The 15309-nt window shown below is 37.5% G+C and carries 18 protein-coding genes; 10 read left to right on the top strand and 8 right to left on the bottom strand.

Features of this window, described 5'->3' with window-relative positions; translation table 11 throughout:
* Nucleotides 1–268: 268 nt before the first annotated feature.
* Both ACYPZI_RS14220 and ACYPZI_RS14215 read right to left on the bottom strand, forming a co-directional pair.
* A complete protein-coding gene (locus ACYPZI_RS14220) occupies nucleotides 269–421 on the bottom strand; it encodes a hypothetical protein (RefSeq protein WP_459602738.1) in 153 nt (50 codons plus the stop codon).
* A gap of 70 nt (nucleotides 422–491) precedes the next feature.
* A complete protein-coding gene (locus ACYPZI_RS14215) occupies nucleotides 492–896 on the bottom strand; it encodes a hypothetical protein (protein WP_459602736.1) in 405 nt (134 codons plus the stop codon).
* A gap of 162 nt (nucleotides 897–1058) precedes the next feature.
* Between ACYPZI_RS14215 and ACYPZI_RS14210 the strand changes: the two genes are divergently transcribed.
* The gene (locus ACYPZI_RS14210) at nucleotides 1059–1547 is read left to right on the top strand and encodes a hypothetical protein (RefSeq protein WP_459602734.1); all 489 of its coding nucleotides are present in this window, start codon (nucleotides 1059–1061) and stop codon (nucleotides 1545–1547) included.
* A 22-nt stretch (nucleotides 1548–1569) separates the two neighbouring features.
* Here ACYPZI_RS14210 and ACYPZI_RS14205 read toward each other — a convergent pair whose 3' ends face one another.
* Both ACYPZI_RS14205 and ACYPZI_RS14200 read right to left on the bottom strand, forming a co-directional pair.
* On the bottom strand, nucleotides 1570–2007 hold the full coding sequence (locus ACYPZI_RS14205) for a hypothetical protein (RefSeq protein ID WP_459602732.1): 438 nt from the start codon (nucleotides 2005–2007) through the stop codon (nucleotides 1570–1572).
* Between the two features lie 466 nt (nucleotides 2008–2473).
* Nucleotides 2474–3073: a nitroreductase family protein gene (locus tag ACYPZI_RS14200; protein ID WP_459602730.1), complete on the bottom strand. Its 600-nt coding sequence runs from the start codon at nucleotides 3071–3073 to the stop codon at nucleotides 2474–2476.
* Between the two features lie 360 nt (nucleotides 3074–3433).
* Between ACYPZI_RS14200 and ACYPZI_RS14195 the strand changes: the two genes are divergently transcribed.
* Together ACYPZI_RS14195 and ACYPZI_RS14190 are read left to right on the top strand one after the other, a co-directional pair.
* The gene (locus ACYPZI_RS14195) at nucleotides 3434–3805 is read left to right on the top strand and encodes a YccF domain-containing protein (protein ID WP_459602728.1); all 372 of its coding nucleotides are present in this window, start codon (nucleotides 3434–3436) and stop codon (nucleotides 3803–3805) included.
* A 16-nt stretch (nucleotides 3806–3821) separates the two neighbouring features.
* A complete protein-coding gene (locus ACYPZI_RS14190) occupies nucleotides 3822–5429 on the top strand; it encodes a hypothetical protein (protein ID WP_459602726.1) in 1608 nt (535 codons plus the stop codon).
* 83 nt (nucleotides 5430–5512) lie between these two features.
* Here the strand turns inward: ACYPZI_RS14190 and ACYPZI_RS14185 are convergent, their stop codons facing one another.
* Complete coding sequence (locus ACYPZI_RS14185; protein ID WP_459602724.1) at nucleotides 5513–5815, bottom strand: hypothetical protein; 303 nt, start codon at nucleotides 5813–5815, stop codon at nucleotides 5513–5515.
* A gap of 182 nt (nucleotides 5816–5997) precedes the next feature.
* Between ACYPZI_RS14185 and ACYPZI_RS14180 the strand changes: the two genes are divergently transcribed.
* Complete coding sequence (locus ACYPZI_RS14180) at nucleotides 5998–6381, top strand: hypothetical protein (RefSeq protein ID WP_459602722.1); 384 nt, start codon at nucleotides 5998–6000, stop codon at nucleotides 6379–6381.
* Here ACYPZI_RS14180 and ACYPZI_RS14175 read toward each other — a convergent pair.
* Nucleotides 6378–8144, bottom strand: a complete 1767-nt coding sequence (locus tag ACYPZI_RS14175; protein WP_459602720.1) for an LIC_10190 family membrane protein — start codon at nucleotides 8142–8144, stop codon at nucleotides 6378–6380. The two genes, ACYPZI_RS14180 and ACYPZI_RS14175, sit on opposite strands and share 4 nt — an antisense overlap.
* A gap of 36 nt (nucleotides 8145–8180) precedes the next feature.
* On the bottom strand, nucleotides 8181–8657 hold the full coding sequence (locus ACYPZI_RS14170) for a surface-adhesin E family protein (protein WP_459602718.1): 477 nt from the start codon (nucleotides 8655–8657) through the stop codon (nucleotides 8181–8183).
* Nucleotides 8658–8805: 148 nt separating this feature from the next.
* Between ACYPZI_RS14170 and ACYPZI_RS14165 the strand changes: the two genes are divergently transcribed.
* The 6 genes from ACYPZI_RS14165 (at nucleotide 8806) to porD (ending at nucleotide 14511) form a co-directional block, all read left to right on the top strand.
* On the top strand, nucleotides 8806–9381 hold the full coding sequence (locus ACYPZI_RS14165; RefSeq protein ID WP_459602716.1) for an LOG family protein: 576 nt from the start codon (nucleotides 8806–8808) through the stop codon (nucleotides 9379–9381).
* A gap of 38 nt (nucleotides 9382–9419) precedes the next feature.
* Nucleotides 9420–9971 carry a hypothetical protein gene (locus ACYPZI_RS14160; RefSeq protein ID WP_459602714.1) on the top strand — a complete coding sequence of 184 codons (552 nt, stop codon included), beginning with the start codon at nucleotides 9420–9422 and terminating at the stop codon, nucleotides 9969–9971.
* A 1-nt stretch (nucleotide 9972) separates the two neighbouring features.
* A complete protein-coding gene (gene bcp, locus ACYPZI_RS14155; RefSeq protein WP_459602712.1) occupies nucleotides 9973–10434 on the top strand; it encodes a thioredoxin-dependent thiol peroxidase in 462 nt (153 codons plus the stop codon).
* A 21-nt stretch (nucleotides 10435–10455) separates the two neighbouring features.
* Nucleotides 10456–11481 carry a recombinase RecA gene (gene recA, locus ACYPZI_RS14150; protein ID WP_459602710.1) on the top strand — a complete coding sequence of 342 codons (1026 nt, stop codon included), beginning with the start codon at nucleotides 10456–10458 and terminating at the stop codon, nucleotides 11479–11481.
* Between the two features lie 152 nt (nucleotides 11482–11633).
* Entirely contained in the window at nucleotides 11634–13616 is a 1983-nt protein-coding gene (porE, locus tag ACYPZI_RS14145; protein WP_459602708.1) for a PorE family type IX secretion system protein, read from the top strand.
* A gap of 1 nt (nucleotide 13617) precedes the next feature.
* Entirely contained in the window at nucleotides 13618–14511 is an 894-nt protein-coding gene (gene porD, locus ACYPZI_RS14140; RefSeq protein WP_459602706.1) for a type IX secretion system protein PorD, read from the top strand.
* A gap of 397 nt (nucleotides 14512–14908) precedes the next feature.
* Here the strand turns inward: porD and ACYPZI_RS14135 are convergent, their stop codons facing one another.
* The gene (locus ACYPZI_RS14135) at nucleotides 14909–15217 is read right to left on the bottom strand and encodes a transposase (RefSeq protein WP_459602704.1); all 309 of its coding nucleotides are present in this window, start codon (nucleotides 15215–15217) and stop codon (nucleotides 14909–14911) included.
* Nucleotides 15218–15309 lie beyond the last annotated feature (92 nt).

The following is a 15309-nucleotide window of genomic DNA, read 5'->3' as shown; positions in this document are numbered from 1 at the left end:
TCCGTAATTTTATCGTTGGTAAGTAAGCTCATATATTTGTTTAATTTATTGATTATCAACTATAAAGATACAAAATTATTTCTTACTTACCAACTTTCTTATTGATTTTCTTAAACGGAACTCAGGTAAATAGGTATGTATTTATCTTCTGGACTATGGCAAGAACCTCATTTTATAATGGGGTATGATGGCGACGGCTCGCCAACACAAGAGATTAACAGACCTAGGTTAGCAGCGTATATGGGTACTGGTACTCTTATGCTGTTTGCTAATAATCTACCGACGACGAGTACAGGTTTAAAGAAAGGTCAAGTCTGGAATGATAACGGAACATTAAGGATTGTACAATAAAAAAAGCCCCGTCATGGCAGGAGTGGTCGGAAGAAAAATCTTCCGACCACTCCTGGGGAGACCCTTCCATTTTCTTTAAAACGTAGATAAAAAAGTGATCGAAATTTCTTCCGACCACTTATGCCGTCATGGGGCTTATATTATTGAGGGTATTGAGTAGGGTCTGTTTTGTCTGTTACTCCTATACCTTTAGTTCCTTTAGGTATTTCAAATATGTTTTTTTGATTTTTATTCAATTTAAATAATATGTCTAATCTATTAACGGCATTATAGTCTGTGAAAATGTATACATCTGTAACAGAATTGTCCGTTATTGTTATTTCCTTAGACTGTTTTCCTTTTGACAGGTCGCCTAAATCACCCAGCTTAATATATTTACCATCTTTTTTGCAACCAGCTACACAATTAGTCAAAATAAGATCAGAGCTTTCTGTATTTTGAAGCGTAACAACAAAGCTAGTATAGTCCTGAGTATTATTATCATCGTCAGAACTACAAGATATAAAGAACGTAGCAAGTAATATAAACGTAAATAGTTTTTTCATAATTAGTTAAATATTAAGACTGTAAAGATATGAAAATAATTTATAATAAATGGTTGCCGCCGAAAGGTTTTGTAGCGATCAATCTATTCGGGTTTATCTTCGCAAGGAGTATTTGCAAACAGAGCCGGAATTGACACCCTTCCTGCGTCTACAGGTGTATCTATGAAAGCGGCTATTGCGGGACTTGGCCGTGGCAAAATGGATAAGGATATGTGGGGCAGTGAATGGGGTATCGTTGGAGTTTACGGCACAGCATCGAATAGTTCGGCGAATCCTGCGTCAGCCTATGGAGGGTGGTTTGATAATCTGAAAGTTAATGGATTAGTATTAAATACGACAACTATTGGTAATACAAGTTCTGATACGATTTTGAACTCTCGGACAAGTATGGTTGTTTCTTTTGCGTCTTCACAAAAGAATGTTTATTTACCTGCCAAAGCGGATAGAGGAACTACTATATTCTTAAAGCAATTGAATCCGGGATCGATTAGAATATACCCGAATACTGGACAAAGACTATATGATGATAGCACTCCTAATGATTATATTGACGTGGGAGAAGGATGGACTGCTATGTGCGTGTTTATGGATGGTCTTTCCGATAGTACAGCGAATTATGATGTATGGTTGATTAGTAAATTCAAATTCTAAATTGATATGATATAATTTGTAGCTATTGTTTTTGTGGATATTGTGTAGGGTCTGTATGATTTACATTAGAGAGTTCCATAATTAAATCTTCTGGCATTGTATAAATATTTTTTGTATTTTCTTTTAAGGGAAACTTTTTATAATCTGTCAGAATAAGAACATCTGAATATTTTCCACTTGACAATGCTCCTTCAAATAACAGTATCTCTTTGATATTTGTAAAGTTGACTTTAATTTCTTTTGAGGTTTCGCCAGCAGCTAAGTTTCCTAAGTTTGCTATCTCTTTAAGAGTATTATCTGATGATTCATATCCTGCAACAACGTTTTTACAAACACGTTTAAATGTGTTTTTTACCGCAAAGCTCGTATAATCCTGTATTGGCTCTTGGTTCTCCTCGTCGCTGGAAGAGCAAGCAGTAAAGAGGCTGATGGTGAATAGTATGTAAAGTATCTTTTTCATAATAGTTTAGTTTCATGTTTGTTATTGCAAATGTAAGTTTTTTTTTTGATGTTTGATTCATCAGGCCCGGATATTTCGTCCGGGCTTTTTGCTTTCAGCAGCCCCAGATCACCATCTCGAACAACGTATCGGGTAAATCGTTAGGCAATATCCTGAATGAAATACCGGCAAAGGAACAGGAGATAGAGCGCGGCAAACAGGAGGCGATAGACTATGCTAAACGCCGCTGGAAAGATACGCAGGAACTGATAGATAATATACAGGGCATCACCGATGAGTTTGAAAATAACCTGATGAGTGCACTGGTCTTTGAAGGACTTGTTTTTCGTGCCGGCGCGGCAACCTTGCAATTATACAATAGATCGTGCAAGCTTAATTTTACTTATTTCTTTTGAAGGCTAAATCTCTATAACAAACGAAAAGCCTGATCTTCCGATCAGGCCTCCATCTTTAAAATAACAAGTGTTTATTTGAAAACAGATACTCTGTTTTCCAACGGCTGAAATTCTTTAGAGCCAGGCTCACCAGCCGGAGTTCCGAATGGCATTTGGGCAATTAATTTCCATTTGGGACTTATTTTCCATTCCTTAGCAACTGCTTCATCTATTATTGGATTGTAATGCTGAAGAGAAGCGCCTAGCCCGGCTTCCTCAAGCATTGTCCAGATAGCAAACTGATGCATGGCCGAAGTGTGTTGCGACCAAACGGGAAAGTTCTCGCTGTATGTAGCAAAGGCATTTTGCAAACCTTCTACTACGTTTTGGTCTTCAAAAAATAAAACTGTTCCATATCCCGCAGCAAAAGCGCCGTCTATTTTAGCTTCGGTGGCAGGGAAAGCGTCAGCAGGGACAAGCTTTTTCAATACATCTTTAACTATATTCCATAGTTTTTTGTGATGGTCGCCTAACAATAGGACAACTCTTGCTGACTGGGAGTTAAATGCAGATGGCACATGTAATACGGCAAAGTCTATAATTTCTTTTATCTGATCGTCGGATATAGGGCTTTTGTCGCTGATGTTATAATACGTTCTACGATTTTCGATCGCTTTCTTCAATTCTTTCATAATTTCCAAAATCAAGTGTTAATGTAATTGTTTATTAGAGTTTATATTTAATAAAAGATTATTCTATTTATTTACAGGTGTTTATACATAGTTGATTTTTTAAACACAGAGTTGCACCGAGTTAAATATCACGGAGTTACACCGTGATACACCGTGAACCATAACTCCGTAAACTCTGTGGTTAATTTATTGTTTATGAAATCCATAAATCTTTATTCTATATAATATCTATTTTTTATCTAATAAACAAAATAGGAAGACGAAAAGTTTCAAACGTAAATATAAAAAAATGAATAGTTACCTCTTCAAATATCTATATATCTAAGTATTTCGTACATTTGTGCCGGAATAATATAAAACATGAAAACATTAGGTAATATTATTTGGGTTATATTCGGAGGATTCATAATTGCTCTCGAATATTTTATTGCGGGTTTTCTAATGTTGATAACCATAATAGGTATTCCTTTTGGTATACAAGCTTTCAAATTGGGGATTCTCGCTCTTTGGCCTTTTGGAAGTAAAGTTGTTGATAATAAGAGTTCTATAGGATGTTTAAGTCTTTTTTTTAACATCATATGGATTATAATAGGAGGCTTTTGGATAGCCCTCACTCATTTGTTTTGGGGGATTCTCTTTTGTATCACTATCATTGGCATTCCTTTTGGTAAACAACATTTCAAACTGGTGCATTTGGCATTGGTGCCGTTTGGTAAAAAAATAGAAACATAAAACAAACCATAATATCATGAGATATATAAATCTTCTTGTGCTGGTAATACTCATTATTGGCGCTACACCTAAAATATCGGGACAAAGCCGTAACTACCAGTCCGAGCGGCCTATGATAGAAACGCAGTCTGATAAATTGAGGACAGCTAAAGGATGGAAATTAGATATTCTGGGAAACTGGATCTCAAATGAGAATGCAATATCCGATACCGAATTAACAGAGGTGACCAAATATTCAGTTCCACAGAACTTTAAATGGTTGCAATTTGCTCTTCTCAAAAATAGGAAGCAAGATATATATGCTTTACTTTATGAAACCACAGCTTATATATCAGCCGGGCAAAGCGAAAGACGGGTATACTATTTTTTGATGACCGGCCGGTCATATTCAAATATTGTTTCTACTATTCAAAAGAAAACAGGAGAAACTCTGACTATACATTCGTCATCTTTTGGTTATATGTCAGACAGCGACGGAGTATATACCGCCGGTAAATTATTGAGACAGATGGAGCAGTCGATTCTGGATGCTGAAAAATCCCCTGTTTATAATTTAAATCTGAATGCCCAACATGTAGATAACGAGGATGTTGTCCGGTTTAGACTGCCCGAACAAGCTTCTTTGATAAAAGATGAAAGTCTAAAGGAAAGCTATTTTGAAACAAACCTGAAAGATATTCAACAAATTTTGTTACCTGTTTCTTCTCAAGCCGAAACGGGTGAATTCGATCTTGGAAATGTTACAGTTTCCCCTTCCGGTATAGCGCAATCTGTTGAGGATGGTATAGTAGATAGAATTCCGGCAAAACCTAAAGAGGAGGATTTTAATCTTACGGATCAAAAGCAGGTTTCACAAACCGGAGATTCTATTGGTAATAGTGTGCAGCACGTTCCGGTGCAAGATACGATTGCCGCAATAAACGACAGGCCGGCGAAAGAAACAGCCATTGTTTCAGCGCCGATAGCTCAATTGTCTGATATAGAAGGTTGGTATTTAAATACTGAAGGGGAATGGGTGACTGATAACAATCATAGCTATACGTTTGAAACTGTTGGAAAATACGAAATGCGTAATTTTAAGTACAGAGATAAGGACTATATACTGATTACCCGCTTCGAAAAATATGCAGGGGCATCATATTATCTGATATCCAAAGAAGCTTATTTGAATACATTGGTTGCATTGGAAAGGTCATCTATTCTTCGCTTTCCGGTAATAGCATATGCCGGCATTGGGAATACTCTCAGGGATATGATAGAACTTAGTGAAAAGACCATTGATACTCCTGAAAATAAAGATGCGGTTGTATATCGCACAAATTATATGGTGATACAATATAAATTATCGTTACAGAAGAATATATCCCGTTTCTTTGTTTTCTATCAGGAATGTTCCAAATATGGCGCTGAAACGTCTAGGGAAAACTGTAATACAAAAGTTTCTAATAAAATAAAATATGGCGACGAAGCTATATTAGGGTCAGATATCCTGTTTAATAAAGCTTACTATGAAAGCACATATAATAGCTTTGTGAATTTTTTTCGCAGGCCTGTGTCTTCGGACTCGTTGCCGGAACCTGCTCACCAAGAAGATAAAACGGAGTGGAATATAGAAACCAGATAAGAACTACGACAAATTTTTATAATAAGAAAGAAGCTGTCCTAAAAGACCTTTTAGGACAGCCTCTTCTTTAATATTTTGATGGATTAAGCTTTTGCTTTTGCCTTAGTCTCTATTTCAGAAAATTCTTCAGCGAGTCTTCCTGCAACATCGCCGGTTATCTGATTGATTTTTTGCTTCCCTTTTCTTATTTCCTGTCTTGCTTTTACTCCGGCTCTTAGCGCTTTGCTTCTACCCACAATTAAGCCATGATCTAATTCTTCTTTAGCTTTACCCACAGTATTGCTCAATCTGCTGCGTAATTCTTCTCTGGTTTCCTCGTCTGACAACTTTATTACTGCATATACACCCAATGCGCCGACAACCAATCCTAATAGAAATCCTCTCATAATGTGTTGATTTAATGAATTAGACAATCCTTGTTTAACAAATATAGGTATTTATTATTAATAACAACGAAGGAAATTAGATTGTTTATTGGTCTGTCGGGGATATTTTCATTTTATATATTCAAAAAAGGAATAGAATATCAGTTATTTTTATAACTTGCACTTGCATTTTATAATCTGATATGAAACAACTGTTTTCTTGTTTTTCTCTGCTGTTCATCATTATGGCATGTAGTAGTAAACCGAATATATCCGGTAGGTGGGCTATGGAGATGGATGGTAATCAGGATACAGCTATTATTATGTTTGGAGATACGATTGTCGCGCCGGAACTACGTATCAACCATGACTCGGTATATCTGGAAATACGGAAAAACGGGATTGTTGATAAAGAAGAATTTATAGGTGTTTATACAATAAATGGAAACGAAATAACTGTAACTGACCGCTATGGTAAGCAAAAAGTTCAGAATATCCTTTTTAAGGATGATATACTTGTTATAACCGATAAAGAAGACCCGGACAAAATAATAATGCGATTGATACGTATAAAGGAAGAAAGTTAGTTGTTTCCTTTTAATCTGAAACCGTCTTGCAGAGACTTTCCCCGAGCTTCAATCTCTGTTACGTCCAAATATTTTATTCCTGCATCGAAAGCCGAAATAGTGCAAGGAAATGGGCTGTCGAAACAAACATATCTGCCGTTGAGTACCTCCGGAGACTCACTTATATATACTGAAACATCTTTACTTATATGATATTCGTAAAAGCTGTCTTTGTATATGCCCGCAGACCTTAATAATTCTCTATACGGATAGGGACGCAACAAAATATCACTTACCGGACGTTGATTCTCACGATGTGCCAATGACAGATTGAACATTTTCATAAACTTACCGGTGCGGACAACAGGCCACGCTGCCATTGTGACAACAAATAATCCGACAATAAGTATACCTGTCTTTTTTAAATGTTTTTCCTCTTTTTTTTCTAACAATAGGTATATTATAAAGTAAAACATTACGAATAATGCTCCACCGATAAATCGCGGGTCCGGGCCTCCGATATACCAAACTGTAAAGATTAATACCAGGCTGATATATGCTAAATATATAATCTTGTTCAAATATTTTTTCCTTATAAGATTATATACTACCACGAACGGGGAAATAACAGCAGAACCTACGAAAATAAAGCTGATAAGCCAGTTTTTTATGGCTTCTATAGTAAAGCTAAAAGTAGTCAGATGATTAATTAAGTCATTGAAAATACGTATTGCACACGATTTAATGAAATCGACTTCTTCTATGGCTACGCCTTCCGGTATTTTCCAATCTACGGTAAATATATCTATTCCTGAGAATGGGAAAATCAGATATCCCGATATGATGACATTTCTTATTAACCACAAAACGACTATAATAGTAGCAGTTGAGAGGGTAATGGTAATAGCCTTGTACTGCTTTGCTTTGAAGAAATAATAGATTGCAACCAGTGAAAGCAGTGATAATGGCAATATATTTATTTTAAATGTGAGAAGAACTGTGGGAATACAGACATAGAACAATAATTTTCCCTTTATTGAATCAGGATACAGCAATAGCCTCGAAATCAGATAGAATGAAACGATATTAGGTATTGCGTCTGTCGAAGTAGATGCCAGGCTGTAGCCAAAAGTAAAGATATATCCGGTGAAGACAATTAGTAGCAACAGTCTTTTTATTTCGAATCCGGATGTGAATATTTCTTTTAATATCCAGCAGAGAACGTACACGAGAACCAGGACATGCAGACTGTAAACAGCTTCCCCGAATAAAAAACGGAAGCTAAAGATAGCCGAAAGTAAAAGATAGTTAGAATTAAAGGCGAATCTATGTTCCAGGTTTCCCAATCCGGGAACGATAGCAAACTCCTCATTCCAACGTATATTCTGTTGATGATAAAAAAGGGAATCAAAAACTCCTACTTGCCACAAGATAGCTACCATTATTGCCAAAACAGGAATAATAAAAGCGATTAATTGTAAAGTCTTGAAACGTTGGAGCCTTTGTCTGGACTGTTTTAGTATATTCCCGAAATGTTCTTTCCTTAATGCCCAATATATAATGCTGGGTAAAAGGTATGATAGAAGAATATATTGGTTGGATGGGAACCGGAATGACAAGATGGATAAAGGTATAAGTGTAAAGCACATTCCTAATAGGAATGTATCGGTGAGTCCGTATCTTTCATTTTGTTTGCCCAGTTTGTTGTATATGAAAACAAAAAAATCTCCGAAAGATAGAAATACAATAGATATGGAAATCCACGAAACAATAATTGCAAGCATCTGCTATCTTATAAATTCAACTACAAAAATATAAAATCATTTCCGATAGTCACACACAAAAAAGAAAGTATAGTCTCCAACCGTTTCTGTATCTACGTTTAACCATACAAAGGGCTTTTTGGGTGGTGTTATCTGTATTAATTTCCCATTCGAATCGTAATCTTCGACGGACAAAACCCGAAAACGTTTGTTTGTACATTCATACAAACAATTATAAATACAAAAGTTGAAGTCTTTCCACTTATCCGCATTTTCCGGCTTCCCCATCTTGGTATACTCTTTCTTTATTTTTTCGATATAAGTTGCTCTGCTTTTGTCTGTTGTATAGACTCTTTTCTCCCGGGCGTAAGCCACAGATCCTTCAAACCGGATACTTGTTGTATCCGTAAAGACTTCTATCCCGTCAGTTACTACAATATTAAACCAGCCTTCCTGTTTGCTTTTGTTTTGAAATAGCGATCTGCAACCCGAAAGTAGAAATAGGCTTACAAATAAGAAAGAAATATATTTCATTTTAAATTTCTTATAAATTATATCTATCAAATGTGAAATTAATTGTTTTGACAAATATAATGTTTCAAAAGTTTTCAACAGGGACTTTCTTTGCTAAATTTATATAAGATTATTATTATCTTTGTTAGATGATCATTGATTATAATAAATGAAATATATATCAGTTTTTTGCGGCTCCTCTTCTGGCGCAGAAAAAATATTTACTGAACAAGCTACTATTTTAGGGAGAACAATAGCACGTAAAGGTTATGGGATCGTATATGGTGGGGCGCACGTAGGGCTAATGGGAGCAGTTGCCGATGGAGCCTTAAGCGAAGGTGGAGAAGTTATAGGAGTTCTTCCGGGATTCCTGCAAGAAAAAGAGTTGGAGCATAAGCGCTTGTCGCAGATATATATAGTAGATACAATGCACGAGCGAAAAGCAATGATGAATAAGCTATGTGATGCTGTTATTGCCTTGCCCGGAGGTTACGGGACAATGGAAGAGCTCTTTGAAATGCTGACATGGGGACAATTATCATTGCATAAAAAACCTGTTGCTTTGCTTAATATAGAGGGCTTTTACGATCCTTTGATCGCTTTATCAGAAATAATGATTGAGAAGGGTTTCCTGAAAGAAGAATACCGGGATTTATTAATTGTAGATAATATTATAGACAAGCTTCTATTGAAGATGGAGAACTATGTTCCTCCCAAAAATGAAAAATGGTTTGAGACCAAATAAGAAAGACAAACACAAACACTAACACTAACAAAATCGATATGAAAAAGTATTTATTGATTACATTATCTATTTTGAGCGTTATTGGAATATGTGCTCAAGAGAATAAAGGTACAGCATCGAAACGAATAGTAGAAAAAAGTAAAAAAGCTGACTCTAAAACTACTTATAACTATATGCTATTAGATGCTGTTAATGACGCGGATGCATTCTATACCGAATATGAGAGTACAATACAAATGGTGTGGGATGGAAAACTAAATGCGATTAGTATAAAGAATGAGAAAGGAAAAGCTATGAGAGGAATTCAGAATTGCCTCGATGTTGTTACAGGCACACCTGTACATCAGGGTGGGGATGAATACCAACAGGCTGTTATAAAATATATAATTGCAGTAAAAGAAAAAATAGAATCATTGGAGACTCTTGGAGTTTTGGGCGCAGATAAGGATTCCGCCGCAGAAACTTACAATAAGGCTTCTATTAAATTTACAGATATATCTAACGAAGCCATAGACCTGAGAAATACAGTTAGAGATAAGAAGGATATATATGAAAAGACTTTTTATGTGAATAGTAAAAAAAAGAAATAACATGGCGTTAACAATAGGAGATAAGATACCTGATATATTGGGAAAAGACCAAAACGGGAAAGAATTAAAAGCCGGTGATTTTGCAGGCAAAAAACTTGTGTTGTACTTTTATCCGAAAGATAATACTCCGGGCTGTACAGCAGAGGCGTGTAGTTTCAGAGATAATTTCAGCGAATTACGCAAAGCCGGATATCAGATATTAGGGGTGAGTGTCGATAATGAAACGTCGCATCAGAAGTTTATCGAAAAACAGCAGCTACTTTTTCCATTAATAGCTGACGCGGATAAACGCCTTGTCGGATTATTTGGTGTCTGGGGTGAAAAAACTTTAGCCGGGCGGAAATATATGGGAACATTCCGTACTACTTTTTTAATAAATGAATCAGGTATAATAGAGAATATTATAGCACCGAAAGAAATAAAGACAAAAGAACATGCAGCGCAAATATTGAATCTAAAATAATTAATTGAAATCAGAGAAATAATGGCAGAAGAAAAAGACGGTAAAAAAGCGGCGCCGAATACGGAAAAGCTAAAGGCTTTGCACGCCGCGATGGATAAGATAGAAAAGAGTTATGGCAAGGGCTCTATTATGAAGATGGGCGATGAGAAGGTTGATGAAGTTGCCGTTATTCCCACTGGGTCAATAGCATTAAATGCTGCCCTCGGTGTAGGAGGATATCCGCGCGGAAGAGTAATTGAAATATATGGACCCGAATCGTCCGGTAAAACAACTCTGGCTATACATGCGATTGCCGAGGCGCAAAAAGCAGGAGGTATAGCTGCATTTATAGATGCAGAGCATGCTTTTGATCGTTTCTATGCCGAAAAGTTGGGTGTGGACATAGAGAATCTATATATATCTCAACCCGACAGCGGAGAACAGGCTCTCGAAATAACGGAACAATTGATCCGTTCGTCGGCTATCGATATTATTGTAATTGACTCGGTTGCAGCGCTGACACCGAAAGCAGAACTGGAAGGTGAAATGGGTGATTCTAAGATGGGATTACAGGCTCGCCTGATGTCTCAAGCTTTACGTAAGCTTACGGCAGCAATCAGCAAAACAAGTACGACTTGTATATTCATCAACCAGTTGCGCGATAAGATCGGAGTGATGTTTGGTTCTCCCGAGACAACGACAGGAGGTAATGCACTGAAATATTATTCATCTGTACGTCTTGACATCCGCCGTATAGGGCAACTGAAAGATGGTGAAGAGGTGAAGGGCAGTCAAACAAGGGTAAAAGTGGCCAAAAATAAAGTAGCCCCTCCTTTCCGTAAGGCTGAATTCGATATTATGTATGGCGAAGGAATTTCCCGATCCGGAGAGATAATAGATTTGGGCGCAGATCTCGGTATCATAAAGAAAAGCGGATCATGGTACAGCTACAACGACACAAAGCTGGGACAAGGCCGCGAAGCTGCTAAAGAGACCGTAAGGGATAACCCTGAACTGGCTGAAGAACTTGAAGCTTTGATCTTTGCAGCATTGAAAGAAAAGAAATAATATCTTATATGAAAAAACTCCGTAGTACGTTTTTCGTATTACGGAGTTTTTTCTTTCGCACAAAACCCTTATCTTCATTCTGTCTACAAGCAATATTCTATCAGGATATGAGTTATATTTGTAGACTAATTGATCATTAAAGAGAAACATTCTTGAAAAGATACATATCTTACATACCCGGAGCTATTGTTTTTTTGCTGTTTGCTTGGTCTTGCAAACAAATAAAACTGGAAGATGCCGACAGGAAGTTTGCGCAAGGCGAATATTTTGCCGCAGCAGACATGTACCGTCAGATATATCGCCGGACATCACCTAAAAAAAGGGAGTTACGGGGTGAAGTTGCTTTAAGAATGGCGGAAAGTTACCGGTTGATCAATAATCCTTTGCGGGCAAATGCTGCATATGCCAATGCTATACGTTATAAAGTAAACGACAGTATTGTCACTTTACAATATGCACGCTCGTTGCAAAAATCAGGAGATTACAAGGAGGCTATACGCTATTACAATGACTTTCTTAAGCTATATCCTGAAAATGAATTTGCCCGGAATGGGCTTGAGGGGTCGAAACTGGCTCCTGAATGGAAAGCTAATCCCACCCTCTATACTATAAAGCGGATAGAACTGCTAAATTCTAATCGGGGAGAATTTAGTCCTGCATTATTACCTCCCGATTATGATCAGGTATATTTTACATCTAATCGCAAAGGTGTTGTCGGAGACACTATAAGTAATATAACCGGAGCCAGCTTGAATGATATTTTCATGTCTCGCAAAGATGAGAGTGGCAATTGGATGAGTCCCGAACATGTGGATTCACCAATAAATACAAATGGAGACGAAGGCGCCGTATCGTTTTCATCACAAGGTACAGCTATGTGTTATACGCAGGCCCGGGCCGATTCAGTCTCTGTGTCCCTGCCTTCGGTTTATGTTTCGTACCGTTCAGGCGGATCATGGGGAGCAGGTACTAAAATTGAAATAAACAAACGCGATACCACCAGCGTATTTGCTCATCCTGCGATAGACCCGTCAGGCAACTTTCTATACTTTGTGTCCGACATGCCCGGAGGCTATGGGGGCAAAGATATTTGGCGCGCAAGTATGGTAGGCGACCTGGTCGAATATGTTGAAAATCTGGGTGCTGATATTAATACCGCGGGAGATGAGATGTTCCCTTATGTAAGGAATGATTCTACGCTTTATTTTTCATCCGATGGACATATTGGCATGGGTGGATTGGATATTTACAGGGCGGTTTACGATAAAAAATCTAAAAGGTGGACAGTGGAGAATCTAAAGTCGCCGGTCAACTCTATGGCCGATGATTTTGGGATCACCTTCGAAGGTGAGAAAGAATCCGGATTTTTCAGTTCTAATCGTAATGATGCTAAAGGCTTCGATCATATTTATACTTTTGCCTATCCTGTAATAACTACAATAGCTGAAGGTTATATAGTGGATACGGATGACGAATTTATTACCAATGCTACCATACGTATGGTGGGCAGAGACGGTACAAATAAAAGATTTCAAGGGAAGAATGATGGTACATATAAGTTAGATGTAAACCGGGGTACCGATTATGTTTTCCTGGCCAGTGCACCGAATCATCTGAACACACGAATGTCTTTAAAGACTGTGAATATGGAGAAAGACTCGACGTATTTAGTCGATTTCATACTTACTCCGATAAATAAACCGGTAGTGCTGGAAAATATATTCTATGACTATGATAAAGCCACTTTACGTCCCGAATCGAAAGAAGAACTGGACGGTCTGATAACATTATTGAACGATAATCCGAATGTAACGATAGAATTATCGGCACATACCGACCGGAAAGGTTCGATGGAATATAACGACAGGCTTTCGTTGCGACGAGCTGAATCTGTTGTTGACTATTTAATTAAGGCTGGTATTGCCAAGGATCGCCTTGTCGCAGCAGGTAAAGGGAAGTCTGTACCGAAAGTAGTTACTAAAGCCGTTGTAAAGAAATATGATTTTCTGAAGGAAGGAGATATTCTTACAGAAGAATTTATTGAAAAGTTGACTCCCGGGCAACAGGAAATGGCAGATCAGGTCAATCGCCGGACAGAGTTTAAAGTGCTAAGTATAACATATAATCTGGAATAATATGAGGCTAATCTTTATTCTGCTATTTCCATTTATATTTTCTGTTGCCGGATATGCGCAGGAACTTAATGCAAAGCTAACACTGAACACAAGGAAAATCCCTGCGGCAAACAAAGACTTGTTTTCGTCGATGGAAACGGCTATCAATCAGTTGTTGAACGATCAGAAATGGACAACCGCGACTTTTAACAGGCGTGAACGAATCGATTGCTCTGTTACAATATCTATCAATGAAATGCCGTCCGAACATACTTACTCTGCTGAAATTCAGATTACGGCGAGGCGTCCGGTATACAATTCCACTTATGTAACCACATTGATTAATTACAGGGATACCCAGTTCGAATTTAGTTATACGCCCGGACAATCGATGGATTATAGTAATATAAACGTGGACAATAATCTTGTTGCAATCATATCTTATTATGTAAATATTATTTTGGGGCTCGATTTCGATTCTTTTTCTTTAGGTGGGGGTGCTCCGTATTTTGCCAAAGCCATGGAAATAGCTAATATGGCCCAATCCCTCAATACAAAGGGATGGGAGCCCTTTTCGGGCAGGAATAGCAGCAGGTACGATTTGGCTGTAGCTTTGACCGATGAGGGGGCGAAAAATTTTCACTCCATGTGGTACAACTATCATCGTACAGGACTTGACGAAATGGCGGCTAATCCATCGCGGGGAAGAATAAGGATAATAGAATCTCTTAACGATCTGAAACAATTATATGATACCCGCCCTTCATCTCCATTGGTATCGTTGATCGGTGAAGCAAAGTTGGAAGAAATAGTTCGCGTATGTTCTCAGGCCACTACCGAAGAAAAGCAAAGTGTGAAAAGATTATTGAATCAGATATTCCCTACGAAAGGATTTATAACTGATGCATTGAAGTAAGAAAAGGACTATCTACAGTTACTTCGTCCTAAAGGACAGTTACGAATTACAAGTCAGTTACGGGTTACATTATTTTTTACTTTTAATTTTGGGTGAATCCGTGTGTTCGCCCCTACAGATGCATGAAATGGCATAAACAGGTTTTTGATGCGGTTGCCCTGGCTTTACTATATTAACAATGAGGTTTTGATATTCATTGCACGACTCCGAACCAGAACAATTTAGTTTACTTTCGTCTGCTTTGTGAGAAGAAAAGAAACAAAAAGGATTTTTTTTATTATAGCATTACTAAATAAAGGGAATATTTATATTTGTGCTAATATATTAATATTGTTAATTTATGAAAACCTTTAAATATTTTTATTATATGTGATATAATCTAAGTAACTTTTCATAATTAAGCAGCATTATGCGCATAGTTAATTTTCACATCTTTCCCGATTGCCGCCAATGCCCTGTTCGTTGCATAGAAGAGCGAGTCCGCACAGGTATAGTCCTGTGGACTGAGCCATTTCCCTTTCATTACTCTCCAAAGGGTTTCGACAATGTTCAAATGCGGGGAATAAGGAGGGATGTAGAAGAGAAAGAGTCCTCGTTTTTCCCAGACAGGGCGCATCTGCCGGATTTTAGCATTTCTATGCACGCTGGCATTGTCGAGCACAACAAATGTATTCCTGACTTCGACGGTATTTTTTTGTAATCGCATGATTTTCAGTGGTGTAAAATTTCGTTCGTCCACTACATTTTACATCTTTGTTTCCAACTTAAATGGTACTACATGCCTTTTCAGGTGCATTG

Source organism: Dysgonomonas reticulitermitis, from assembly GCF_054601275.1.
Note: the sequence above shows the minus strand (reverse complement) of the source record. Positions and strands in the feature narration are given on the sequence as shown.

What these genes read in the sequence shown, in the direction of transcription:
- ACYPZI_RS14220 (WP_459602738.1), bottom strand. Translation starts at nt 421, where the DNA reads ATGGAAGGGTCTCCCCAGGAGTGGTCGGAAGATTTTTCTTCCGACCAC.
- ACYPZI_RS14215 (WP_459602736.1), bottom strand. Translation starts at nt 896, where the DNA reads ATGAAAAAACTATTTACGTTTATATTACTTGCTACGTTCTTTATATCT.
- ACYPZI_RS14210 (WP_459602734.1), top strand. Translation starts at nt 1,059, where the DNA reads ATGAAAGCGGCTATTGCGGGACTTGGCCGTGGCAAAATGGATAAGGAT.
- ACYPZI_RS14205 (WP_459602732.1), bottom strand. Translation starts at nt 2,007, where the DNA reads ATGAAAAAGATACTTTACATACTATTCACCATCAGCCTCTTTACTGCT.
- ACYPZI_RS14200 (WP_459602730.1), bottom strand. Translation starts at nt 3,073, where the DNA reads ATGAAAGAATTGAAGAAAGCGATCGAAAATCGTAGAACGTATTATAAC.
- ACYPZI_RS14195 (WP_459602728.1), top strand. Translation starts at nt 3,434, where the DNA reads ATGAAAACATTAGGTAATATTATTTGGGTTATATTCGGAGGATTCATA.
- ACYPZI_RS14190 (WP_459602726.1), top strand. Translation starts at nt 3,822, where the DNA reads ATGAGATATATAAATCTTCTTGTGCTGGTAATACTCATTATTGGCGCT.
- ACYPZI_RS14185 (WP_459602724.1), bottom strand. Translation starts at nt 5,815, where the DNA reads ATGAGAGGATTTCTATTAGGATTGGTTGTCGGCGCATTGGGTGTATAT.
- ACYPZI_RS14180 (WP_459602722.1), top strand. Translation starts at nt 5,998, where the DNA reads ATGAAACAACTGTTTTCTTGTTTTTCTCTGCTGTTCATCATTATGGCA.
- ACYPZI_RS14175 (WP_459602720.1), bottom strand. Translation starts at nt 8,144, where the DNA reads ATGCTTGCAATTATTGTTTCGTGGATTTCCATATCTATTGTATTTCTA.
- ACYPZI_RS14170 (WP_459602718.1), bottom strand. Translation starts at nt 8,657, where the DNA reads ATGAAATATATTTCTTTCTTATTTGTAAGCCTATTTCTACTTTCGGGT.
- ACYPZI_RS14165 (WP_459602716.1), top strand. Translation starts at nt 8,806, where the DNA reads ATGAAATATATATCAGTTTTTTGCGGCTCCTCTTCTGGCGCAGAAAAA.
- ACYPZI_RS14160 (WP_459602714.1), top strand. Translation starts at nt 9,420, where the DNA reads ATGAAAAAGTATTTATTGATTACATTATCTATTTTGAGCGTTATTGGA.
- bcp (WP_459602712.1), top strand. Translation starts at nt 9,973, where the DNA reads ATGGCGTTAACAATAGGAGATAAGATACCTGATATATTGGGAAAAGAC.
- recA (WP_459602710.1), top strand. Translation starts at nt 10,456, where the DNA reads ATGGCAGAAGAAAAAGACGGTAAAAAAGCGGCGCCGAATACGGAAAAG.
- porD (WP_459602706.1), top strand. Translation starts at nt 13,618, where the DNA reads ATGAGGCTAATCTTTATTCTGCTATTTCCATTTATATTTTCTGTTGCC.
- ACYPZI_RS14135 (WP_459602704.1), bottom strand. Translation starts at nt 15,217, where the DNA reads ATGCGATTACAAAAAAATACCGTCGAAGTCAGGAATACATTTGTTGTG.